Annotated in this window: 21 protein-coding genes and 3 pseudogenes; 12 read left to right on the forward strand and 12 right to left on the reverse strand. The window is 73.0% G+C overall.

Features of this window, described 5'->3' with window-relative positions:
- Positions 1 to 943, reverse strand: a 943-nt coding sequence (locus HDR73_RS01320; protein ID WP_287136195.1) for a LysR family transcriptional regulator, incomplete at its 3' end; no start/stop codon positions are given.
- A gap of 71 nt (positions 944 to 1,014) precedes the next feature.
- Here HDR73_RS01320 and HDR73_RS01325 point away from each other — a divergent pair.
- The 3 genes and pseudogenes from HDR73_RS01325 to HDR73_RS01335 all read left to right on the forward strand — a co-directional run.
- Entirely contained in the window at positions 1,015 to 1,992 is a 978-nt protein-coding gene (locus HDR73_RS01325) for a DMT family transporter (protein ID WP_041464754.1), read from the forward strand.
- Positions 1,989 to 2,358 (forward strand): annotated as a pseudogene (locus tag HDR73_RS01330) (YidH family protein). Before HDR73_RS01325 ends, HDR73_RS01330 begins: the two are co-directional and overlap by 4 nt.
- 41 nt (positions 2,359 to 2,399) lie before the next feature.
- Positions 2,400 to 2,711, forward strand: a pseudogene (locus HDR73_RS01335) (DUF202 domain-containing protein); the annotation flags it as partial.
- A gap of 29 nt (positions 2,712 to 2,740) precedes the next feature.
- Here the strand turns inward: HDR73_RS01335 and HDR73_RS01340 are convergent.
- The 5 genes from HDR73_RS01340 to HDR73_RS01355 form a co-directional block, all read right to left on the reverse strand.
- Positions 2,741 to 3,610 (reverse strand): SDR family oxidoreductase, encoded by an 870-nt coding sequence (locus HDR73_RS01340; protein ID WP_041464753.1) that lies wholly within the window; start codon positions 3,608 to 3,610, stop codon positions 2,741 to 2,743.
- Between the two features lie 274 nt (positions 3,611 to 3,884).
- Positions 3,885 to 4,391: a hypothetical protein gene (locus tag HDR73_RS01345; RefSeq protein ID WP_012300177.1), complete on the reverse strand. Its 507-nt coding sequence runs from the start codon at positions 4,389 to 4,391 to the stop codon at positions 3,885 to 3,887.
- A gap of 19 nt (positions 4,392 to 4,410) precedes the next feature.
- Entirely contained in the window at positions 4,411 to 4,860 is a 450-nt protein-coding gene (locus tag HDR73_RS16505) for a helix-turn-helix domain-containing protein (RefSeq protein ID WP_086935933.1), read from the reverse strand.
- An 845-nt stretch (positions 4,861 to 5,705) separates the two neighbouring features.
- Complete coding sequence (locus HDR73_RS01350; RefSeq protein ID WP_012300174.1) at positions 5,706 to 6,596, reverse strand: carbohydrate kinase family protein; 891 nt, start codon at positions 6,594 to 6,596, stop codon at positions 5,706 to 5,708.
- Positions 6,589 to 7,641 carry a LacI family DNA-binding transcriptional regulator gene (locus tag HDR73_RS01355; protein WP_012300173.1) on the reverse strand — a complete coding sequence of 351 codons (1,053 nt, stop codon included), beginning with the start codon at positions 7,639 to 7,641 and terminating at the stop codon, positions 6,589 to 6,591. The genes HDR73_RS01350 and HDR73_RS01355 overlap by 8 nt, the downstream gene beginning before the upstream one ends.
- A 113-nt stretch (positions 7,642 to 7,754) precedes the next feature.
- Between HDR73_RS01355 and HDR73_RS01360 the strand changes: the two genes are divergently transcribed.
- From HDR73_RS01360 to HDR73_RS01375, 4 genes are read left to right on the forward strand one after another with little or no spacing between them, the layout of a single operon-like run.
- Positions 7,755 to 8,855, forward strand: coding sequence for a substrate-binding domain-containing protein (locus HDR73_RS01360; RefSeq protein ID WP_012300172.1), 1,101 nt, complete (start codon positions 7,755 to 7,757; stop codon positions 8,853 to 8,855).
- A gap of 2 nt (positions 8,856 to 8,857) precedes the next feature.
- Positions 8,858 to 9,904 (forward strand): ABC transporter permease, encoded by a 1,047-nt coding sequence (locus HDR73_RS01365; protein ID WP_041465105.1) that lies wholly within the window; start codon positions 8,858 to 8,860, stop codon positions 9,902 to 9,904.
- Positions 9,901 to 10,698: an ATP-binding cassette domain-containing protein gene (locus HDR73_RS01370; protein WP_041464750.1), complete on the forward strand. Its 798-nt coding sequence runs from the start codon at positions 9,901 to 9,903 to the stop codon at positions 10,696 to 10,698. Before HDR73_RS01365 ends, HDR73_RS01370 begins: the two co-directional genes overlap by 4 nt.
- A complete protein-coding gene (locus tag HDR73_RS01375; protein ID WP_012300169.1) occupies positions 10,695 to 10,988 on the forward strand; it encodes a putative quinol monooxygenase in 294 nt (97 codons plus the stop codon). Before HDR73_RS01370 ends, HDR73_RS01375 begins: the two co-directional genes overlap by 4 nt.
- A gap of 124 nt (positions 10,989 to 11,112) precedes the next feature.
- Here the strand turns inward: HDR73_RS01375 and HDR73_RS01380 are convergent, their stop codons facing one another.
- Positions 11,113 to 11,865 carry an SDR family NAD(P)-dependent oxidoreductase gene (locus HDR73_RS01380; protein ID WP_012300168.1) on the reverse strand — a complete coding sequence of 251 codons (753 nt, stop codon included), beginning with the start codon at positions 11,863 to 11,865 and terminating at the stop codon, positions 11,113 to 11,115.
- Positions 11,866 to 12,057: 192 nt separating this feature from the next.
- Here HDR73_RS01380 and HDR73_RS01385 point away from each other — a divergent pair, with 192 nt between their 5' ends.
- From HDR73_RS01385 to HDR73_RS01400, 4 genes are all read left to right on the forward strand, one after another.
- Positions 12,058 to 14,133, forward strand: a complete 2,076-nt coding sequence (locus tag HDR73_RS01385) for a PhoX family protein (protein WP_041464749.1) — start codon at positions 12,058 to 12,060, stop codon at positions 14,131 to 14,133.
- Between the two features lie 161 nt (positions 14,134 to 14,294).
- Positions 14,295 to 14,648 (forward strand): hypothetical protein, encoded by a 354-nt coding sequence (locus HDR73_RS01390; protein ID WP_012300166.1) that lies wholly within the window; start codon positions 14,295 to 14,297, stop codon positions 14,646 to 14,648.
- 38 nt (positions 14,649 to 14,686) lie between these two features.
- Positions 14,687 to 15,292, forward strand: coding sequence for a hypothetical protein (locus HDR73_RS01395; RefSeq protein ID WP_012300165.1), 606 nt, complete (start codon positions 14,687 to 14,689; stop codon positions 15,290 to 15,292).
- 55 nt (positions 15,293 to 15,347) lie between these two features.
- Positions 15,348 to 16,085, forward strand: a complete 738-nt coding sequence (locus tag HDR73_RS01400; protein ID WP_041464748.1) for a ZIP family metal transporter — start codon at positions 15,348 to 15,350, stop codon at positions 16,083 to 16,085.
- A gap of 37 nt (positions 16,086 to 16,122) precedes the next feature.
- Here HDR73_RS01400 and HDR73_RS01405 read toward each other — a convergent pair whose 3' ends face one another.
- The 5 genes from HDR73_RS01405 to HDR73_RS01425 are packed head-to-tail and all read right to left on the reverse strand — an operon-like array spanning position 16,123 to position 20,709.
- Positions 16,123 to 16,614 (reverse strand): MarR family winged helix-turn-helix transcriptional regulator, encoded by a 492-nt coding sequence (locus HDR73_RS01405; RefSeq protein WP_012300163.1) that lies wholly within the window; start codon positions 16,612 to 16,614, stop codon positions 16,123 to 16,125.
- Positions 16,615 to 16,637: 23 nt separating this feature from the next.
- Positions 16,638 to 18,521 (reverse strand): choice-of-anchor G family protein, encoded by a 1,884-nt coding sequence (locus HDR73_RS01410; protein WP_012300162.1) that lies wholly within the window; start codon positions 18,519 to 18,521, stop codon positions 16,638 to 16,640.
- Positions 18,518 to 19,318, reverse strand: a complete 801-nt coding sequence (locus HDR73_RS01415; RefSeq protein WP_012300161.1) for a hypothetical protein — start codon at positions 19,316 to 19,318, stop codon at positions 18,518 to 18,520. The genes HDR73_RS01410 and HDR73_RS01415 overlap by 4 nt, the downstream gene beginning before the upstream one ends.
- Positions 19,308 to 19,994, reverse strand: a complete 687-nt coding sequence (locus HDR73_RS01420) for a S24/S26 family peptidase (protein WP_012300160.1) — start codon at positions 19,992 to 19,994, stop codon at positions 19,308 to 19,310. Before HDR73_RS01420 ends, HDR73_RS01415 begins: the two co-directional genes overlap by 11 nt.
- 19 nt (positions 19,995 to 20,013) lie before the next feature.
- Positions 20,014 to 20,709, reverse strand: a complete 696-nt coding sequence (locus HDR73_RS01425; RefSeq protein WP_012300159.1) for a SipW-dependent-type signal peptide-containing protein — start codon at positions 20,707 to 20,709, stop codon at positions 20,014 to 20,016.
- 297 nt (positions 20,710 to 21,006) lie between these two features.
- On the opposite strand from HDR73_RS01425, the pseudogene HDR73_RS01430 reads away from it, so the two are divergent.
- A pseudogene (locus tag HDR73_RS01430) lies at positions 21,007 to 21,666 on the forward strand (ATPase); the annotation flags it as partial.

Raw genomic sequence — 21,666 nt, forward strand, 5'->3', positions numbered from 1 at the left:
CTCGCTCGGCGGCCGCCGCCGCGGCATCCGCCACCCGCCGCAGCGCCGCGAGCACCGCGCGGACCGGCGTCTGCGCGAGCGCATCCGGCCGGGCGAGCACGTCGACGTGCCTCACGAGCCGCGCGCCGAGTACCGGCCGCAGCACCATCCCGTCGACCGCGAGCGGGGCGCCGGTCGTCCGGGGCATCACGGCGATCGCGTCGCCGGTCCGCACGATCTGCGCCGCCACCGAGAACTCGTTGACGCGGTGGACGACGCGCGGAGCCTGCCCGATCAGCGCGCCGAGGTGGTCGAGCACGCCCGCGAGCGGGAAGCCCGCGTGCGTGGAGATCCACCGCTCGTCGCGGAGCCGGTCCGGCGTGATGCCGGCGGACGACGCGAGCGGGTGCCCGGCGTGCAGCGCGATGTCGAGCGGCTCCACCAGGAGCGGCACGACCACGAGCCGGGCGGTCGGCCACGGCGGGTCGTGCGGGAGGCGGTGCGCGACGACGAGGTCGTGATCGGCGGTGAGGCCCGCGAAGTCGCCCTGCGCCACGTCCGCGTCCGCGAGCGCGACGCGGACCCCCGCGGCGGATCCCCCGGCATCCGATCCCCCGGCGCCCGCCAGCTCCGCGAGCAGCGGCCCGAAGAGCGCGAGCCCGGCGCTGTGGAAGGCGGACACGCGGACGGCCCGGGCATCGTGCTCGAGGAACGACCCGACGGCGTCCCGCGCCGCGGCGAGCGCCTCGTCCACGCGGACCGAGGCCGCGGCGAGCGCCTCCCCCGCCTCCGTGAGCGCCAGGCGCCGCCCGCGCCGCACGGTGAGCGGCACGGCGACGCCGGCCTGCAGCGCGGCGAGCTGCTGCGAGACGGCGGACGCGCTCACGTGCATCGCCGCCGCCACGGCCGCGACGCTGCCCCGGTCGCCGAGCTCGCGCAGCAGTCGGAGGCGAGCGGGATCCATGAGCCTTGTCTAACGCATCGATGAAGACGGTGCCCGTCGATCTTCCGGGTCGACTGCCGGACAGTGGGGGCATGGCCTCCCGCACCCGCACCGAGCCCGTCGTCGACCTGCTGCTCCTGGCCGTCGCGGCGGTGTGGGGCGCGAGCTTCCTCGCGGCCAAGGACCTCGCGGCGGAGACGGGCGTGCCCGTGGCCGTCGCGCTCCGCTTCCTCGTCGCGGCGGTCGCGACCGGGGTCGTCTGCCTGGCCCGGCGCGAGCGGCTGCCGCGCGGCCGCGGCCTCCTCATCGCGGCGCTCCTCGGCTGCTCGCAGGCGGCGGTCATCGGGCTGGAGACCTGGGGCGTGCACCTGACGAGCGCGACCAACGCGGGCCTCCTCATCAGCCTGGCGCTCGTGATGACGCCCGTGCTCGAGGGCGCCGCGTCGCGGTCGTGGCTGCCGCGGTCGTACTTCGTCGCGGCGGTCGCGGCCGTGGTCGGCGTCGCGCTGCTCGTCTCCGAGGGCGGGCTGCGCGCACCGACCCCGGGCGACGGGCTCGTGATCGCCGCCGCGGTCGTGCGCGCCGTCCACGTCACCGCGAGCGGGCACCTCACGCGCGGGCGGAGCGAGGGATCCCTCGGCGTGGTCCTCGTGCAGATGCTCGTGTGCGCGGCCCTGTTCTCCGCGATGTCGGGGCCCGACCTGCCCGCGGCGGCAGCTTCGCTCGACGCCCGGGGCTGGGCCGGCCTCCTCTTCCTCGGGGTGCTGTGCTCGCTGTTCGCGTTCGCCGTGCAGCTCTGGGCCGTGCGGCGGACGTCGGCGTCGCGCGCGAGCATCCTCATGGGCACCGAGCCGGTGTGGGCGCTGCTGGTGGGCGTGGTGCTAGCCGGGGAGGCGATCGGGCCCATCGGCGCGGCGGGCGCGGCGCTCATCGTCGCGGCGTCGTACGCAGGCCAGGCGATCGAGCGGCGGCACCGGGCGCGGATCGGCGCGGCGATCGGCCAGGCTGGAGAGAATGGCGGCATGCCCTCGCGCGCCCCGGCCGTCCCATCCCCGCACCCCGCCGCATGACCGCCCCCGACCGCCGCTTCCCGAGGAGCGTCTACCGCGAGGGGGCCGAGCCCGACGTGCGGTTCTCGCTCGCCAACGAGCGCACGTTCCTCGCGTGGATCCGCACCTCGCTCGCCCTCATCGCCGGCGGCGTCGCGCTGGAGGCGCTGGGGCTCGGGCTGCAGCCGGGGTTCCGGCTCGCGGCCTCGATCGTGCTGATCGTCACCGGGATCGCCGCGCCCGCCCAGGCATGGATCGGCTGGATGCGCACCGAGCGCGCCCTGCGCCGCGACCACCCGCTGCCGTCGGCCGCGCTGTCGCTGCCGCTCGGGATCGCCGTGGTCGCCGCCGGCGACGCTCGTGCTGCTGGGCGTGCTGACGGCGTGAGCGCCCCGGATCCGGCCGCGCGCCCCTTCGACCCCGGCCTCCAACCCGAGCGCACCGCCCTCGCGTGGCGGCGCACGGCGCTCGCGCTCGTGGTCGGATCCCTGCTGGGGCTGCGCGTCCTCCCGACGCTCCTCGGCGCGGCCGGCCTCGTCGTCGCCGCGGTCGGCGTGATCGCCGCCCTCACCGTGCTCGCGACCGCGCACCGCCGTTACCGGCGCGTGCACCGGATCCTCACCTCGGGATCCGCCGAGCCCGGCACCACCAGGCTCCCCGGTGGCGCGCTCCCCGCGCTCGTCGCCGCCCTCACCGCGTGCGCCGGCCTGGCCGCGCTGGCCCTCGCGCTCACCCGCTGAGCCGTCGGGGGATCCGGGCACGCAACGCCCTACGCGGCAGGCGCGAGCAGCTCGCGCACGTAGTCCTCGTAGGAGCGGGGCGCATGCCCGAGGATCGCGGTGAGACGAGCGATGGCCTCGGGGCTCCCGATGAGCCCGTCCCGCTGGAAGCCGGAGTACATGCGCTCGTAGTCGTAGACGAGCCAGGAGGGCATGGAGGCGAGGGACGCCTCGCGCCATGCCGCGAGGTCGTCTCCCCCGTACGTCACCGCCCTCCCGAGGGCCTCGGACAGGGCCGCGGCCGTCGCCTCGCCGGTCCACGCGGTCGGGCCGGCCACGTCGATCGGGCCCGCGAGCTCCGACCCCGGGGTCAGGGCGCTCACGGCGACCTCGGCGATGTCGCGCACGTCGACCCGGGAGACGCCCGTCGCGCCGAGGGGCTGCGGGTACACGCCGTCGCGGATCGCGTCGAGGTACCAGAGGTCGTTCTGGAAGAAGTTGTTGACCCGGAGGAAGCAGGCCTCGACACCGCTGTGCTCGAGGAGGGACTCCACCGCGAGCTTCGCGGAGTTGTGGGGCACCTGCGGTGCCCGGTCGAGGTCCTGGACGGACAGGTAGACGATCCGGCGGACCCCCGCTGCCACGGCCTGGTCCACCGCGACGGTCGTCTCGTACAGCTCGGTGGGCGTTCCCGTGAGAGCCAGGAACACCTGCTCGACGCCGTCGAACGCGGGCATCGCGTCGTAGGGGTCGCCGAGGTCGCCGACCACACCCTCGACGCCGTCGGGGAGGCCGGCGAGCCGCCTCGCATCGCGGCTCATGACCCGCAGTCCGGTCATCCCGCGGCGGAGGGCCTCGGCGATGACGGCCGAGCCGACCGTGCCGGTCCCGCCGATGATCAGGGTCCGTGCGTCGTCCATGGTGATCCTCCTCGTCTGCTCCATCGGTGCCAGGCGCAGGCCCGCAGCCGTCGGCCGAGGAAGGGTGTCGTCGGCAGACGCGTCACGGACGACGGCGATGACCTGCTCGAGCACCGCCGCCGAGGGGGTCCCGCTCGGCGGTTCGATCGATTCGCTCGCCACGACGCTACGCCGCACGCGGGAGTCGGATCCCACGGCCCCGCGCCCCGGTACCCTGCGCCCTGCTTGCGGCACGCTGAGCTACCGCCTCAGTCAGCTGGCAATTCCCACTTGCTTATACGTCCGGAGCGTTGTCGTGAAACTCTACTCGCGTTTGATCATCGGACATCTGTTCGCCCAGTTCAAATTCCCCGCGCCGCACTATCGCTAATACGGGGGCCGGTACACCCATTCTCGAAGCCGTCGTCTGCAGAGATGCCCTCAAATAGGGATATACGGCATAAAACGCAACCTCCTGCGCAAACTCTGATTTGATATCATCGCTGATCTGACACTTGTGAGGCAATCCGTAGCGAGCTTGCATGTCCGCTATAAATTCGTTCCCCGCGCGGTCGTCAAATACGATTCGAAATCGAAAAGCAATCCCATAGTGATCAGACCCGGAGAGCTCCGTGACGCCCATGAGATTGCGAATCTTCGGCTTTAACTCATCCGACTGCGCAGCCTCATTGTCGGTGTTGTCAAACTCGTTCGAATCTCGCGCAATGCGACGGCCTCGCTCCTCGTAGACATACATATCGTCGAGCTCTACAAGGTTGACTAGTTCGACGACATCACTCACAACGTGAGGCGTGGGGCCACTACCCGGCAAGAGCAAAATCCGACTTCTTGCTGTTTGCGGCGGAGTAGGTGCCAGCTCGGGTACTCGTAGAACGAGGATTGGTAATAAAACCGGACACGGTAGTCCACGTAAACAAAGAAGACAGAGAGGCATCTATCGGTCGCACAGAATGCTCGACAACGACGTTAAGGGCGTGAGCGTAGCGCCTAATGGTGGCAAGCTTCGGCTCAGACGCCCCGCTCTCGAAGCTCGACACAGTGGCTTGACTGACGCCCATAAGTGCGCCTAGCTGCTCCTGGCTCAAGGACCGGTGCTCACGTACGCGACGAAGAGTGTCGATCAGATCGACGTCCGCCTCGGCGAGCAGGCGCGCAAGACGCTCAGAGTCGGTCTCGGTACCAGTGTCGAACTCGTCAGTCGGCGAGTCGCGAGTAGATTCGGGCTCAAAGTCATGGTATGCCGGGGACATAGACTGCACTCTATACCGAGTTGGTCAACGGTTGACAAGACTTGCCCCACCCCAGGAGCTGGTCCGGCCAGAATGATACCTTGATCGGGCAATTTGTAGCTCCGAGTCTTGATGCGCTCGGACTGTCGCCGGGTCGGAGAGATTCTTCAGGTGAACATGAAGACCAACGATCGTCGTACCCCCTGGTTGCCGGAGCCGAACGGGCTCGACGTGGTAGACCCGTACATGCGCTTCGAGACTCTCGCCGTACTCCACCATAGCTCGAAGCTCGAAGACATCCAGGTCTGTGACCGACTGCATCGGCCCCTTGACATGGCGTACAGGAACAAGTCGACCTTGCACCAGCGCACGACCACGGGCGCGAAACTCACCCACTAATCGGTCAATATCACCGGAGGGAAGCCCTTCCGCGGCTGCAAGCTCTCGAATTTCGGTCACGAGGTTCCGGCCCTCGCGGAGCGGATACCAATGGTAGTGGATTGGCGCGAGGGCAGGATTAGTGCAAGCAGACGTAGATCCGTCGTTGGTCGAAGTCTGGGGCACAGATGTACCCTAGCCTCCACCTCCGACTCCGACCAGCGGCATAGGGCCATGAGGGTCCCCATCGGCCCCTCCTGATCAGAGTATGAAAACCGCGTTGACGCTCGCAAAGGCTTCTGGTGATCGCCGCGCCGATGCCCCCGGCTGGCATGCAAGCTTTGTCGCCGCGTACCCCCGCCACGCTGCCTCATAGGCGCGCCGTCAGCACAAGGACATGAAGGTTCGAGGACCTGCGAGGGAGGAGGCGTTAGCCCGGCCAGGAAGACATCGCGACTGGTCTTGCCCCGCCGCCAGGCGCGGCCGCCTCAGGCGGTCGGCATCCGCAGCAGCGCGCCCTGCTCCCGGCAGGTGGCCGCGGCGATCGCCATGCAGGTGCGCAGCATCGCCTCGCCGTCCGCGGGCGTCAGCGGCGCACCCCGACGCGCGATGGCGTCGGCCGCGGCGGCGAGGCACGCGTCCCCGGCGCCCATGGTGTCGACGATGGGCCGCGGATCCGGCGCGATGCCCGCCGCGACCACCTCGCCGCCCTCGAGCTGCACCGACGCGCCGCGCGCGCCCTCGGTCGCGAGCACGAGGCGGCTGCCCGCGTCGTGGAGCGCCGCGCGCGCGTCGGCGAGCGCGCCCAGGCCGAGCAGCGCGGTGTCGTCGTCGCCGATCTTCACGAGCAGCGACTCCGCGGCCGCGCGCGCGAACCCGTCGCGGAAGCGGGCGGCGTCGTGGAGCATGCCGGCGCGGGGGTTCGGGTCGACGAGGAGGCGCTCGCGCGGATCCCGCACGGCGGCCAGCAGCTCGTCGGCCTGCTCGTGGTCGTCGTAGGGGAAGCAGCTGACGACCACGAGCGATGCGGCATCCAGCGCCGCCCGCTCCGCCTCGCCGATGCGCACGCGCCGGTTCCACGCGGCCTCGTTGAAGGAGTAGCGCGGCTCGCCGTCCTCGCGCTCGCTCACGGCGACGGAGGTCCCCGACAGCCCGACGGTGGCGATGAGCTCCACCCCGTGCGCGTCGAGCTCGGCGCGGATGCGGTCGCCGTGCGCGTCGCCGCCGACCATCGCGATGAGCTGCACGCGGTGGCCGAGGATCGCGAGGCCGACGGCGACGTTGAGCGCGGCCCCGCCGACGAAGGCGGTCTCCTCGCCGTCCTCGCGGAGCAGGTCGATCAGGGCGTCGCCGACGACCACGATGGGCTGGTCATGCATTTCGGGGGACCTCTCCGGAGCCTCGGACGATGAGCGTGGTGGGGACGACGACGGTCTGCGCGGGGCCCTCGTCCCCGTCGAGCCGGGCGAAGACGCGCTCGGCCGCGGCGTGGCCGATGCCCGACGGATCCTGCGCGATCACGGTCACGGCCGGATCCAGGAGGGCCGCCATCGGCAGGTCGTCGAAGCCGACGAGCGCGATGCGCCGGTGGGCCCCGTGCCGCCGGAGGGCCGTGATGACGCCGATGGTGATGAGGTTCTGCCCGCTGACGATCGCGGTCGGCGGCTCGGGCAGGGCGAGCAGGCGCTCCGCGAGCGCCTCGGCCACGCGCTCGTCCCACGCGCCGTCGAGGACGAGCTCGGGCAGCACGGGCAGCCCGCGGCGCTGCATCTCCTGGACGAAGCCGCGCTCGCGCTCCCGCGCCGTGAAGATCTCCGGCCGGTCCCCGAGGAACGCGATGCGGCGGTGGCCCTGGTCGGCGAGGTGCGCGACGGCCCGGGAGATGCCGGCCGCGTTGTCGACGATGACCGCGTCGGCCTCGAGCCCCGCGGGCACGCGGTCGACGAACACGAGCGGGGTGCCGCGCGACGCCGCGACGCCGAGGTAGGCCTGGCTGGGCGCGATGGTGGTGAGGATGAGCCCGTCGACCCGTCGGGCGAGGAACGCGTCGACGGAGGAGCGCTCGCGCTCGGGGTCGTCGTCGAGGCTCGAGGCGAAGACGGCGACCCGTCGCTCCTTGGCCACCTCCTCGACGGCCCGGTGCACGGCGCCCGAGAACGGGTTGGCGACGCTGCCGACGAGCAGGCCGAGCGTGTTGGTGCGCCGGTCGGCGCGGCGCAGGTTGCCGGCGTGCAGATCCGGCTGGTACTGCAGCTGCTCCACCGCCGCCTGCACCCGGGCGGTCATCTCCGCGGAGACGTTCGCCTCGCCGTTGACGACCCGCGACACCGTCTTGAGGCCCACGCCCGCGAGCCGGGCCACGTGCTTCATCGTGGGTCGGCGCGCGTCCGAGGAGGAGCCGGGCGGGGATGACAACGGTGTCACGAATGGGTCTCACTCTCTGCGCAGTGGCTTGACCTTACCGGGTCGCACCCGCTAGACCTCTACCTGACAACGTTGTCGGGAGTGCGCTCCCACCCGAAGGACAGGATCCATCAATGACGAACCGATCCCCGCGCTTCGTGCGCACCATCGCCCTCGGCTCCGCGGCCCTCATCGCCGCCGCCGGGCTCACCGGCTGCTCCAGCTCGAGCGGCGGATCCGGATCCGGCGGCAGCGGCGGATCCGGCGACATCGGCGTCTCGCTCATCGTGAAGACGACCACGAACCCCTTCTTCGTCGCGATGCAGGACGGCGCAAAGGACGCCGCGGCGAAGGACGGCATCGACCTCACGCTCGCGGCCGGCAAGGAGGACGGCGACGAGGACACCCAGATTCAGGCCATCGAGAACGCCATCTCGAAGGGCGACAAGGGCATCCTCATCACCCCGAACGGCCCGTCCGTGGTCGACGCGATCCAGAAGGCCCGCGACGCCGGCCTCTTCGTCATCGCGCTCGACACCGCGCCCGACCCCGCCGACTCCGTCGACATCACGTTCGCCACCGACAACTTCGCCGCGGGCGAGTCCATCGGCAAGTTTGCCGCCGCGCAGCTCGACGGGAAGAAGGCGACCATCGCCCTCCTCGACCTCTACGACGACAAGGCCGTCTCGGTCGACTACAACCGCGACCAGGGCTTCCTCACCGGCATGGGCATCGACGTCGCGGACAAGACGAAGAACGGCGACGAGGCCAAGACCGGCGACTACAGCGGCGGCGACTACGAGATCGTCGGCAACGAGGCCACGCAGGGCGCCGAGGACGGCGGCCGCACGGCGATGGAGACGCTGCTGTCGAAGGACCCCGACATCAACGTCGTCTACACGATCAACGAGCCCGCCGCGTTCGGCGCGTACCAGGCGCTCCAGGCCGCGGGCAAGGAGAAGGACGTCGTCCTCGTCTCGGTCGACGGCGGATGCGCGGGCGTGAAGAACGTCAAGGAGGGCGTCATCGGCGCCACCGCGCAGCAGTACCCGGTGAAGATGGCGCAGCTCGGCGTCGAGGCCATCGCGCAGCTCGCGAAGGACGGCACCAAGCCCGCCACGAGCGCCGGCCTCGACTTCTTCGACACCGGATCCGCGCTCGTCACCGACACCCCCGTCGACGGCCTCGAGAGCATCACGGCCGACGACGCCGCGACGAAGTGCTGGGGCGAGTGACCGTGAGCCGGACGACCGCCCACACGAACCCGCCCACCTCCGCGCTCGACCTCGCCAACGAGTTCCTCGACCGGCGCACGCCCCTCGACCGGATCCGCGGGGTGCTCCACCGCTACCCCGCCGTCAGCCCCGCCGTCGTGCTGGTCCTCGCGATCATCGTGTTCGGCCTGCTCAACGACCGCTTCCTCGATCCCGCCAACCTGTCGCTGGTGACGCAGCAGGTCGCCGTGGTCGGCACGCTCGCCGTGGCGCAGACGCTGATCATCCTCACCGCGGGCATCGACCTCTCGGTCGGCGCGGTCATGGTGCTCACCTCGATGGTCATCGCGCAGACCGCCAGCCAGAACGGGCTGCCGGCACCGGCGGCGCTCGTCGCCGGGCTCGTCGTGGGCCTCGCGGCCGGCGCGTTCAACGGCCTGCTCGTGACGCGGCTGCGGCTCCCCCCGTTCATCGTCACGCTCGGGACGCTGAACATCTTCGTGGCGCTCACGCTCCTCTACTCCAACGGCGCGACCGTCCGCGGCGTGGACATGCCGGCCGCGCTCTCCTGGACGGGACGCACGTTCGACCTCGCCGGGGTGAAGATCAGCTTCGGCGTGGTGCTCATGCTCGTGCTCTACGTGCTTGTGGCCTTCATCCTCGGCAAGACGGCGTGGGGCCGGCACGTGTACGCGGTCGGCGACGACAAGGAGGCGGCTCGCCTCGCGGGCATCAGCGTCAACCGGGTGCTCATGAGCGTGTACCTCGCGGCGGGGGCGATCCTCGCGGTCGGTGCCTGGATCGCGATCGGCCGCAGCAACGCCGCCAGCCCGAACGCGGGCGCCGACCTCAACCTCGACTCCATCACCGCGGTCGTCATCGGCGGCACGAGCCTCTTCGGCGGACGCGGCACCGTGTGGGGCACGCTCCTCGGCGCGCTCATCGTGGGCGTGTTCCGCAACGGGCTCTCGCTCGCGGGGCTGGACGTGCTGTACCAGACCCTCGCGGTGGGCGTCCTCATCATCGTGGCGGTCTCCGTCGACCAGTGGATCCGAAAGGTGCGCAAGTGACCCTCACCGACCCCGCGGGGAGCACCCCCGCCGCGACCCGCACGCCCGTGCTCGAGGCGAAGCGGCTCGTGAAGACGTTCGGCCGCGTCGTCGGCCTCGACGGCGTCAGCCTCGAGCTGTTCCCCGGCGAGGTGCTCGCGATCATCGGCGACAACGGCGCCGGCAAGTCGACGCTCATCAAGTGCCTCACGGGAGCGGAGACGCCCGACGAGGGCGAGCTGTTCCTCGACGGCGAGCCCGTGTCGTTCAAGCGGCCGCAGGACGCCCGGGCCGCCGGGATCGAGACGGTGTACCAGAACCTCGCCGTCTCGCCCGCGCTCGACGTGGCGTCGAACCTCTACCTCGGGCGGGAGAAGCGGAAGAAGGGGATCCTCGGATCGGTCTTCCGAATGCTCGACACGGCCGGCATGCGCCGCGACGCCAAGGCGGAGCTGACCGAGCTCGGCATCTCGACGCTGCAGGACGTGACCGTGCCCGTCGAGAACCTGTCCGGCGGGCAGCGGCAGGCGGTCGCCGTGGCGCGTGCCGCGGCGTTCGGGTCGAAGGTCGTGGTGCTCGACGAGCCCACCGCGGCGCTCGGCGTGCGCGAGTCGAACCAGGTGCTGGAGCTGGTGCGGAACCTGCGCGACCGGGGCATCCCGGTGATCCTCATCAGCCACAACATGCCGCAGGTGTTCGAGGTCGCCGACCGGATCCACATCCAGCGGCTCGGCAAGAAGGCGGCCACCATCACGCCGCAGTCGCACTCGATGACCGACGCCGTCGCGATCATGACGGGCGCGGCCACGGCATGACCGCCACGGTGCTGTACGCGGAGTTCACGGCGCTGCCCGGCCACGAGGAGCAGGTCGCGCGGATGATCGCGGACCTCGCCGAGCTGGTGCGCGCCGAGCCGGGGAACGTCGTGTTCGAGCCGTATCGGCGGGTGGAGGATCCGGCGCGCTTCGTGGTGCACGAGGTCTACCGCGACGAGGCCGCGTTCCAGGCGCACATCGGGGCGTCGTACGGGGCCGACTTCAACGCCGCGCTCGGGCCGCTGATCGTGGAGGACGGGTCGCAGCTCACGTTCCTCGCGCCCGTCTGACGAGCGCCGCACCGTCCCCGCGGCCGCCCGGCGTCTCGTCGCGCCGGGCGGCCGCGGCCGAGGTCGTGCGCCGCGGGTGCGGCTGCGGGGGCCGGTGCGGGTGCGCGCTCGGCCGGCCCGCGGATCAGCGCGCCGAGTACCCGCCGTCCACCAGGTGGTAGCTGCCCGAGATGAAGGACGCGTCGTGGCTGAGGAGGAACAGCACGAGGGCCGCGACCTCCGTGTCCGTGCCGAGGCGGCCCGTCGCGTGCTGGCTCTCGAGGTACGCCAGGGCGTCGGCCGAGAGGGATGAGCGCACAAGCGGGGTGTCGATGAAGCCGGGGCCGACCGCGTTGGTGCGCACGCCGCGCGCCGTGTACTCGAGCGCCGCGACCTTGGTGAGGCCGACGAGGGCGTGCTTGCTCGCGACGTAGGCGGCGCTCTGCGCGAAGCCGACGGATCCGAGCACCGAGCTCATGTTGACGACCGCGCCGCCGCCCGCCGCCACCATCGCGGGCAGCTGGTAGCGGAGGCCGTAGAAGACGCCGTCGAGGTCGACCGCGCGGGTGCGGTCCCACGCGGCGATGTCGTAGTCGCCGATGTCGGCGGCCGGCGCGCTGATGCCGGCGTTGTTCACGGCGAGGTGCAGGGCGCCGTAGGTCGTGACGGCGTGCGCGACGGCGGCCTCGGAGTCCTCCGCCTTCGAGGTGTCCTGGCGGAACGCGGTGGCGGTGCCGCCCGCGGCCTCGATCTCGGCGACGACCCGCTCAGCCGCCTCCAGCTGGATGTCGGTGACGACGACCGATGCGCCCTCCGCGGCGAGCGCCCGGGAGATCGCGGCGCCGATGCCGCTGCCGCCGCCTGTCACGAGAGCGGTCTTCGTGTCGAACCTGGCCATGGGGATCCTCCTCGGGTCTGAGCGGCACGGATCCGCGCCGTGGCTCGACGGTACGCCCGCGCGATCCGTCCATCCCCGGTTCACCCCGCGTCCACCCGGGCGTCGGGGGCGTGCCCGGGGGCGCCAATACCTTTCAAGCGTGATGCGTCCGCCGTGCCCGGTGGAGACGCCCGAGATCGATGGAGACCCCACATGACCCTCACCCGTGAGACCCACCACCGGCTGCTGCCGATCCTGTCCCGCGATCCGCACGCCCGCGGCAAGCGCAGCACCGTCACCTGCCACCTCAAGTGCGACGACGCGTGCACGAAGCCCGTGCCCAACGTCACCGACAACTCCTACTTCCGCGACATCGCCGGCCGCGCCCTCTCGCGCCGCACGCTGCTCGGCGGCGCGGGCGCCGGTGCCCTCGCGATCCTCGTGGCGCAGAACGCCGCGGCCCCCGGCGCCGAGGCAGCGGCCGCGCAGGCCGCGTCGAAGCTCCCCTTCACGGCGATCACGCCCGTCGACGCCGCGGTCGACCAGTTCACCGTGCCGACCGGATACCGCTGGGCGCCGATCATCCGCTGGGGCGACCCGCTCTTCAGCTACGCCGACGACTTCGACGCCGACAACCAGACGGCCAAGCTCGCGTCGCGCCAGTTCGGCTACAACAACGACTACCTCGACATCATCCCGATCAACTCGCGGAACAAGGAGGCGCTCCTCGTCGCCAACCACGAGTACACGAACGAGAACATCATGTTCCCGCCCGCGGCCGACGACGCCGAGCTCGCCGAGCAGCGCCGCATCGGCAAGGCGTCGCACGGCATGTCGGTCGTCGCGCTCCGCCGGAAGACCGTCGGCCAGCCGTGGACGTACACGATCGGCCACCAGAAGAACCGCCGCATCACCGCGGACACGCCCTTCACCGTGACCGGGCCCGCCGCCGGATCCGCGTCGCTCCGCACGAAGGACGACCCGAAGGGCACGCGGATCCTCGGCACGCTCGGCAACTGCGCCGGCGGCACCACCCCGTGGGGCACCGTGCTCTCCGGCGAGGAGAACTTCAACGGCTACTTCCGCACCCCCGGCACCAGCGTCGCCGACAAGCGCTACGGCCTCGCCGACAAGGCGACGACCCGCGGCTGGGAGGAGATCGACCCCCGCTTCGACGCCCGCAACGCCGGCTACGAGAACGAGCCCAACCGCTTCGGCTGGATCGTCGAGGTCGACCCGTTCGAGCCCGGCGAGGCGCCCGTCAAGCACACCGCTCTCGGCCGCTTCAAGCACGAGGGCGCCAACGTGATCCTCGGCAAGAGCGGCCACGTCGCCGCGTACATGGGCGACGACGAGCGCTTCGACTACCTCTACAAGTTCGTCTCGCACGACACGATGGTCGTGGGCACCTCGCGCCAGGACCGCCGCACGAACAAGCAGCTCCTCACGCGCGGCGCGCTGTACGTGGCGCGCTTCACGGGCGACTCGCCCGTCGCGGAGATCACGGGCACCGGCCAGCTCCCGTCCGACGGCCAGTTCGACGGCATCGGACAGTGGATCCCGCTCGTGGTCGACGGCGTCTGCCAGGTCCCCGGCTTCACCACCGAGCAGGCGCTCGTCAACACGCGCCTGGTCGCCGACGCCGCCGGCGCCACGAAGATGGACCGCTGCGAGGACGTGCAGCCTAGCCCCGTCACCGGCAAGATCTACGTCGCCTGCACCAACAACACCGACCGCGGCAAGGCCGGCAAGGAGGGCGCCACGGAGATGAACCCGCGGACGACCAACCGCGACGGCCACATCGTGGAGATCACCGAGGACGGCGGCGACGCCCGCTCGACGACCTTCTCCTGGAACCTGCTGCTCGTCGCGGGCGACCCGGCGAAGAACGAGTCCACCTACTTCGCGGGCTTCCCGAAGGACAAGGTCTCGCCCATCAGCTGCCCGGACAACGTCGCGTTCGACTCCGAGGGCAACCTCTGGATCTCGACCGACGGCGCCCCGAGCACCATCGGCCTCAACGACGGCCTGTTCAAGGTGCCGGTCGAGGGCGCCGAGCGCGGCCACGTGCAGCAGTTCCTCTCCGTGCCCACCGAGGCGGAGACCTGCGGCCCGGTCGTGCACGACACCGAGGGCATGGTGTTCGTCGCGGTGCAGCACCCGGGCGAGGACGGCTCGTTCGCCGAGCAGCACTCGTTCTTCCCCGACTACGTGCCGGCCGGCGTCACCCCGCCGAAGGGCGCCTGGCGCGGACCGCGCCCGTCGGTGATCCAGGTGTGGCGCGGCTGACGAGGAGAGCTGCTCACGGGGTGACCCGCTGAGCTGATCGGGGGGCCGATCGGAGGGCCGGGGCGTGCGTGCGCCCCGGCCCTCGAGCGTGTCGGTCCCCGTGCATGGCCGATCGCCGTGCGCGGCCCGTCGTCCACCGCGGCCGGGGCTAGCGTCGGATCATGACCGAGCGTCCCCAGGATCCCGACGACACGGCGGCGGCCGACGCGGCGATCGAGGCGGAGCGGTGGCTGGTCGTGGACGGGCGGCGGTGGCCGCGCACGGATCCGTCGCTGCCGACCGAGCTGGTCGACGCGCTGAAGTCCCACCTCGGCCGCGGGCGCTCGGGGGTCCGCACGGCGAAGCGCGCGGACGACGACGCCGCGGTGACGGCGGCCCGGGAGCGGGTGAGCCTCGCGAAGCACGGCCTCGGCGAGCGCGGCCCGCGCTGGTGGGACGAGCCGGAGGACGCACGCCTCGAGCGGGCGCGCGAGGCGCTGCGGGCCTTGGACGCGCTCGACGCGCCCTCCGCCTGACGCGCGCGCGCCGCCCACCCGCGGGCCAGGCTGGAGGCATGCAGCTCTTCTCCGCGCTCCCCCTCGTCCGCGCCCGGCAGATCGCGGCCGACACCGCGGCGCTCGCGGGCATCGTCGTGTCGGTGCTGGTGGGGATCGCGGTGGCCGCCCTCATCCGCCCGCTCGGCGACCTCGGCCGCAGCATGGAGGAGTCGGGCACGCGGCTCAGCGGATCCATGACCGACGCGGCCGACGCGCTCGGCCGCCTCCCGCTCGTGGGCGACGCCGCGCGCGGGCCGTTCGAGGACGCGAGCGGGATCGGATCCGGCCTCGTGCAGGCGGGTCGCGACCAGCAGTCGCTCGTCGGGACCATCGCGCTCGTGCTCGGACTCCTCGTCGCGCTCGTGCCGATCGCGTTCATCGTGCGGCACTGGCTGCTGCGGCGCATCTCGTTCGTGCGCCGCGCGGCCGCCGCCCGATCGCTCGCCGCGACGCCCGGCGGCACCGAGCTGCTCGCGCTGCGGGCCCTGTCGTCGCGGAAGCCCGCGTCGCTCCTGAAGGCGCACCCGGATCCGGTCGCCGCCTGGCGCGCCGGCGACCCGCGCGTGGTGCGGCAGCTCGCCGACCTGGCGCTCCGCGACGCGGGGGTGTCGGCGGGGCGGTGACGCGGCGCGCTCGTCCGGCGTGACGGACGCCCGCAGAGGGAGCATCCTCGGAAGCATGTCGCCTCTCCTCCTCGCCGGTCTCGCCGGCCTGCTCTCCGGGCTGTCGCTCGTCGTCGGATCCCTCGTCGCGTGGTTCGTGAAGGTGCCGCGCGAGGTCGTCGCGCTCGTGATGGCGTTCGGGGCCGGCGTGCTCATCTCGGCGCTGTCGTTCGACCTGGTCGACGAGGCGGCGGAGAGCGGCGGCGTGATCCCCACGCACGGCGGCTTCGTCGCGGGTGCGGTGGTCTACGTGGTGCTCGACCAGATCCTCGAGCACGGCGGGTTCCGCCGGAAGCACCATGGGAAGTCGGGCGGCGGAGGCGGCACCGGCGTGGGCATCGCGCTCGGCGCCCTCCTCGACGGCGTGCCCGAGACGGCCGTGCAGGGCCTCAGCCTCACGGGCGGCGGGGCGCTGAGCATCGGCGTGCTCGTGGCGGTCGTCATCTCGAACTTCCCCGAGGGCATGTCGAGCACGGCCGACCTCAAGCAGTCAGGCCGGAGCGCGCGCTACGTCTTCGGGCTCTGGACCTCCATCGCCGTGATCTGCGCGCTGTCCTCGCTCGGCGGGTACGCGCTGCTCGGCGGCCTGCTGGAGAGCGGGCAGTCGGTCGTGATGGCGTTCGCGGCCGGCGCGATCCTCGCGATGATCTGCGACACGATGATCCCCGAGGCCTTCCGCAAGGCGCAGGCGCTCACCGGGCTCGTGACGGTGCTCGGGTTCGTGGCGAGCTACGCGGTGCACCAGGCGGGGTGAGGCGGCTGATCGGAGCAGGCGACCGGTGATCGCGGGATCAGGCGTCGGCGTCCGCGGGCCGGTCGCGCGGCGACACGTTGAAGCGATGCAGCAGGGCCGCGAGCTGCTCGACGTCGGCCGTGTCCCACGCGTGGAGGCGGTTCTGCAGGCGCTCGCGCGTGCCCTTCCGCACCAGCTCGAGGCGCTCCTCGGCGAGCGGCGTGAGGGTGAGGATCGTGGAGCGGCGGTCCTCGGGATCCGGCTCGTCCTGCACGTAGCCGGCCTCGCGCAGCACGCGCAGGTGCCGGCTCACCGAGCTCTTGTCCATGAGGAGGCCCGCCGCGACGGCGCCGGCGGACGCGGGTCCGTCGGTGCGGATCCAGCGGGCGACGGCGAAGGCGCCGGGTTGGAGGTCGGGGTCGAAGACGGCGGCCTCCTCGACGCGCAGCGACCGGATCGACATGAGCAGCGCGCCGAGCTCGGTGGCGACGGACGAGACGGCGGCGGGTCGGCCCTGCGCGGGCGGCGCGGCACCGGGTCGATGGATCACCAGGCGACCCTAACGGACGCGGATCACGGTGTCCGGAACGTGCTGCGCCCGGCGGTGGACGTGGCCAGCTCGAGCACGGCGAATCCGGAAGCGGGCGCGAGCGCGTCGACGAGCCCGATCCGCAGGGCCGTGACCTCGTACTCCGCGCTCGTGTCCGGCGGCACGGCGGGCAGGGCGGTCGCGCCGGGAGGCGCGCCCGGCTGATCCGGCTGCACGTTGACCATGAGCGACACCACGCTCGGCAGCGGGTTCACGACCGCCGCGACGGCGGTGACGAGCCGCGCGGACAGCCCGGCGAGGGTCGCGCCGAGGGTCGTGACGGGCGCGGTCAGGGCGTTCGTCACGGTGCTGACGATCGGCGCGACCAACCCGGTCGTGAGGCTGCCGTCGAGGAGGGCGCCGAGGGCCAGCGGGCTGTTCACGCCCAGCAGGGTGCCGAGCAGCGCGTTGACCGCCGCCCCCACGAGGCCGCTCGTCGGCAGGACGGTGGGCGTCACCGCGATCGGCACCGTGCCGGCCGCGAGCTGCGCGAGGGTGCCGTCGAACTGCACCGCCAGGCGGAGGATCTCCGCGGTCGTGAGGCCGAGGCCGGCCACCGACACCGTCGCGGAGATGACCGTCGACACGTCGATGACGATCCGGACGCCCTGCAGGGCCGTCGTCATGGCGGCGCGGATCTCCGCGGAGCGCGCGTCCACCAGCGCCCCGACCCGCGCCGACACCGCGTTCAGCAGCGCGGCGTCGACCACGATCTCGCTGTTGGGGCCGAGGCCGTTGAGCCCGCCGGGGCCGGATCCGAGGAGCGCCGCGAGGTCGACCCGCACGGTGCCGGTGACGAGGTCGACCACGACCGTCCCGTCGGCGCTGCGGAGCGGATGGGTGAGGAGCGGCGCCACGGCGGTGGCCGCCGCATCCACCCCGGTGACCGTGATGGTCCCGGTGAGGGCTCCGAGGCCGAGGGTCTTGACGAGGGCGCCGATCCGCGCCGTGATGAGCTGGCCGACGAGGCCCGTCGTGCCGGACAGCGACGTCGCCGCCGCGGGCAGGGCGGTCGCGGTCGTCGTGTTCACGGCCGAGGTGAGGCCGCTGACCGCGGGGCTCGCCACGCGGAGGTCGAGCCCCGCGATGCCGTAGTCGCGCGTGACGCCGGACACGGATCCGTCGCCCCAGACGTCGCTCTCCCGCGCGGCGCACCAGTCGAGCGTGGACCGGGACGCGACCGCGCCGACCGCCAGGGACGCGTCGGTCACGTCGGTGACGGCGGGGAGCACCCGGCCGAGGCTGATGGTGGCGCGTCCCGGGAGCGACGCGGGCGGGGTGCCCGAGGTCACGCCCACGCCGCCGGAGTCGCTGACGAGGCCGCTCGCGCCGGTGGCGACGCCCGTCTCGGAGACGCGCGCGTACTGGTTCAGCGCGCCCGCGGATCCAGCGGGGAGGCCCAGGGAGAGGCCGGAGAGGTCGAGCGCCGCCGCGCCGGCGACCGCCGTGACGGCGAGCGGGTTCGCGAACACGCCGGGTCCGAGCACCCGGGCGCTCGCGGGGGTCACCTGGGCGCCCGCCGCCTGGTCGTCGATCGCGGTCAGGCCCTGGACGCCCGCGACGGTGTCGAGGTCGAGTGTCAGCAGGTTGCCGTCGAGGAAGCGGGAGGACGCGCGGGTGGTGTAGCCGGTGTCGACGCCGCAATCGACGGTCTCCGTGGCGACGCGCTCGTGGGTCCACTCCCGGTCGGTCCAGGCGGCGGCGACGGGCACGAGTCCCGGGGTCACGCTGCCGGCCACGAGGGCGACGGCGACGGCGGCCGCGACGAGGGCGGCGCGGCGCGGGAGCCGCGGATCGCGCGAGCGGCGCGGCTGGGCGGGCTCCGCCCGTCGGCCCGTGTGCCGCCCGAGCCCGTGTCGCGCGCTCATGCGCGGGCGTCCGGGTCGGTCGCGGTCGCGGTCGCGGTCGCGACCACCGCGGCCGCGCGCTCGCGTCGCGTGCCTGCTCCGCGCGTCATGAGCCCCAGGCCCAGCGCGCCGAGCCCGATCAGGAGGAGGGCCCCGATGTCGGCGGTGCCGCCCGTGCGCGGCAGGACTCCTCCGGCGACCGGCCCGACCTCGGGATCGCCTCCGCTCGCGGTGACGCCGACCGCGATCGTGCCGGTCCGCCCCATCAGCCGCTCGTCCCCGCTGCGCGAGGAGTCGATGGTCGAGGTCAGCAGCAGGTGCTCACCCCGGGCGGCGGTGATGTCGGGCAGGGGCATCGCGGCGGGCCCGTCACGGAACGCCGAGAGCGGCGTCGGCGGCAGGACGGGCACGGATCCGACCGAGCAGACCGGAGCGGCATCGGGTGCCGCTCCCGGCGGGACCGCCCACTCGCGGTCGCACCGGTCGAGCTGCAGGAGCACGCCGGGGTCGATCTCGGACAGGTCGCCGACAGAGCGGATCCGCACGTCGAGCGCACCCCGTTCCTCGTCGCGGAGGGTCGCGTGGATGATCCAGTGCCCCTGCTCCCCCGGCGCGACGTCGAGCATGTCGGATCTCCAGTCGGTCGCGAGCGTGAGGTGGCCCGGCAGCCCGGTGTCGTGGAACCGCATCAGCCCGACCGCAGCGCGGCCGCCGATGAGGAGGAGACCCGCCACGAGCGCGACGACGGCGGCGGCCGAGAGCAGGACGCGGAGCGGCGGGCGGCGGGCCGACGTCGCGGCACCCGCGTCAGCGCGCACGATGGGCCGAGCGTCGTGCCCGGACCGGCGCGCCGGCCGGGGCGGTGGTCCGCGGGCCGCCTGCGCGGGGCCACGACGTGCCGACTAGCAGCAGCACCGCGCCGCCGAGCCCGGCGACGAGCAGGGGCATGTGCAGGAGCCGACTGGCGTACCCGAGGTACGGCGCACCGATGAGGACGCGGTCGGCCTCCGTCACGACGTACGGCGACGGGTCGACGCTCGCGTTGGCGTCGCCCTGCAGCACGAGCTCGCGGGCGGCCGGGTCGGCGGGATCCACCCCCGGCGAGAGCGCGTCGACCGCGCCCGTGACCGGGCCGACCTCCACGATGCGGTGCGTGACCGGCAGCTCGTACCCCGGCCGGGGCACCTTCACCACGTCGCCCACGTGCAGCTCGGCGGCGGGCACGCGGTCGAGCGTGATCGCCACCGAGCCGGTGGGCAGCGTAGGGGCCATGGATCCGGTCATGAGCACCACGAGCGACAGGCCGAGCACACGCGACAGGACGGTCCAGGCGATGACCGCGAGGCCGGCGAGGCCCGCGAGGGTGATCACCGCGTCCCGCACCCGCACGCAGGCTGGCCGCCGCGGTCGGGCGCGTGCCCGGGCCGCGTCGACGGCCTCGCGGCGGGCGGCGGCGAGCGCCTCCGCCCGCGTCGCCGTGTCCTGCGCTGTCATGTCGGGGATCCGTCGCTGGCTAGACCGACGTGCCGATGAACTCCCACGCGGGGGTCACGGCGCGACCCTGGAGCACGTCGACCGTGGCGCCGGCGGGCAGCACGGGCGCGGCCGGGAGCGTGACCTCGAAGCAGTAGTACTGCGTCGATCCGCTGTCGGCGGCGAGCGCCTGCGCCGCGGTGCCCTGCGCGGCGTCGAGCGAGCCGGACGCGATGATCGTGCCCGTGGTGAACGCGGCGGCGTCGCACGTGGTCGCGGTGGCCGACACCGCGACGCGGAGGGTGAGCGCGGCGAGCAGCAGGCCGTCCGGGTCCTCGGCCTCGAGGCCCGCACCCTCGGCGGGGACGGCGTCCTGCAGCGTCAGGGCGGCCCCGACGGATCCGTCGATCGTGCGGAGCGCGACCGGTGCGTACACGGAGGTGCCGGGGCTGAGCGTGAGGGCGCCGGGCGCGAACGCGAGGTCCTGGCCGGGGTTCGTCTCGAACTGCCCGAACGCCGCGGGGTCGAACGGCACGGAGACGTTCTGCTCCACCTCGAACGTGCCCGTGCCGACGCCCGGGCCGCTGCCGTCCGCGTTGCCGCCGAACACCCACTCGGTGTCGGTCCAGGCCGCGAGCGTCGCGGTGATCCCGAGGCCGAGCACGAGTCCTCCGGAGAGGAACGCCATCGTCTTGGTGCGCTGCGTCATGCGCGAGCGCTCTGCGTGAAGTGCCATGTCCGTGTTCCCCCTGATCGCGCGGGTCGCGCATCCTGTCCCGGACGGCCCGCCCCAACGTCGGCCGGATCCGGACGACAGGCTGAAGGTAGGACCGCCGCCCCGCTCCGGGACCCGCCCGCCCGCGACGCCGGTAGTCGGGGCGCCGATCACCAGTGGTCCCGTGCCGCGCGGCACGGACTACCGGGACGGCGACTGTGCCCCGATCGAGGGGCCGGGGACGATGCGCGGGGGCCGGGCGCGGGGGCGCCCCTGGTAGCCTCGTCCGCGCAGGCGGGGACGACGAAGGCGAGCCACATGACCGACGACACGCAGGACACCGGCCACCGCGACGGTGGGGCGTCCGAGCCTCCCCTCCTCAGCCGCAGGGAGCTGCGCCGCCGCCAGCAGGAGATGGAGCGCACCTCCGCCGAGCCGTCGGGCGACGCGCACCGCTGGGTGGATCCGTTCCCCGCCGTGCCGCGCACCTCCGAGGGCGGCCTGTTCGGACCCGACCGCGTGCGCCTCGGCGCCGCCCCCGTCGAGGTCGAGGCTCCTGAGGACGAGGCTCCCGAGGTCGACGGTCCCGAGGACGACGCCGAGGCGACGGATCCCGAGCACGACGAGGAGGTCATCGTCGGCACGCACGCCTTCGACGAGCTGTTCGACGACGCCGAGGACGACGACGTGGATCCCGAGGACCGCGTGCCCGCCGCCGGGACCCCCGCCGACGACGACGCGGACGACGAGCGCCCCGCCGCCGAGCCCACCCCGTTCGACGCCGTCGTCTCCCCCGAGGCCGGATCCGCATGGACGGTCCCCGCGCCGCACGTCGTGAACGCCCACCCCTTCCGCATGCCGCTGCGCCCGAGCACGGAGGCGTCCGGCCCCGAGCCGGCCGACGCCGAGCCCGCGAGCCCCGCCCGTACCGAGGCCCCGCCCGCGCCCGTGCGCGCCGACTCCGCCCCCGTCGACGAC

The organism is Clavibacter sp. (assembly GCF_014802555.1).
Taxonomy (GTDB): domain Bacteria; phylum Actinomycetota; class Actinomycetes; order Actinomycetales; family Microbacteriaceae; genus Clavibacter; species Clavibacter sepedonicus.

What these genes read in the sequence shown, in the direction of transcription:
- HDR73_RS01400 (WP_041464748.1), top strand. Translation starts at nt 15,348, where the DNA reads ATGTCGCCTCTCCTCCTCGCCGGTCTCGCCGGCCTGCTCTCCGGGCTG.
- HDR73_RS01410 (WP_012300162.1), bottom strand. Translation starts at nt 18,521, where the DNA reads ATGAGCGCGCGACACGGGCTCGGGCGGCACACGGGCCGACGGGCGGAG.
- HDR73_RS01385 (WP_041464749.1), top strand. Translation starts at nt 12,058, where the DNA reads ATGACCCTCACCCGTGAGACCCACCACCGGCTGCTGCCGATCCTGTCC.
- HDR73_RS01350 (WP_012300174.1), bottom strand. Translation starts at nt 6,596, where the DNA reads ATGCATGACCAGCCCATCGTGGTCGTCGGCGACGCCCTGATCGACCTG.
- HDR73_RS01325 (WP_041464754.1), top strand. Translation starts at nt 1,015, where the DNA reads ATGGCCTCCCGCACCCGCACCGAGCCCGTCGTCGACCTGCTGCTCCTG.
- HDR73_RS01360 (WP_012300172.1), top strand. Translation starts at nt 7,755, where the DNA reads ATGACGAACCGATCCCCGCGCTTCGTGCGCACCATCGCCCTCGGCTCC.
- HDR73_RS16505 (WP_086935933.1), bottom strand. Translation starts at nt 4,860, where the DNA reads ATGTCCCCGGCATACCATGACTTTGAGCCCGAATCTACTCGCGACTCG.
- HDR73_RS01425 (WP_012300159.1), bottom strand. Translation starts at nt 20,709, where the DNA reads ATGGCACTTCACGCAGAGCGCTCGCGCATGACGCAGCGCACCAAGACG.
- HDR73_RS01375 (WP_012300169.1), top strand. Translation starts at nt 10,695, where the DNA reads ATGACCGCCACGGTGCTGTACGCGGAGTTCACGGCGCTGCCCGGCCAC.
- HDR73_RS01380 (WP_012300168.1), bottom strand. Translation starts at nt 11,865, where the DNA reads ATGGCCAGGTTCGACACGAAGACCGCTCTCGTGACAGGCGGCGGCAGC.
- HDR73_RS01340 (WP_041464753.1), bottom strand. Translation starts at nt 3,610, where the DNA reads ATGGACGACGCACGGACCCTGATCATCGGCGGGACCGGCACGGTCGGC.
- HDR73_RS01420 (WP_012300160.1), bottom strand. Translation starts at nt 19,994, where the DNA reads ATGACAGCGCAGGACACGGCGACGCGGGCGGAGGCGCTCGCCGCCGCC.
- HDR73_RS01395 (WP_012300165.1), top strand. Translation starts at nt 14,687, where the DNA reads ATGCAGCTCTTCTCCGCGCTCCCCCTCGTCCGCGCCCGGCAGATCGCG.
- HDR73_RS01390 (WP_012300166.1), top strand. Translation starts at nt 14,295, where the DNA reads ATGACCGAGCGTCCCCAGGATCCCGACGACACGGCGGCGGCCGACGCG.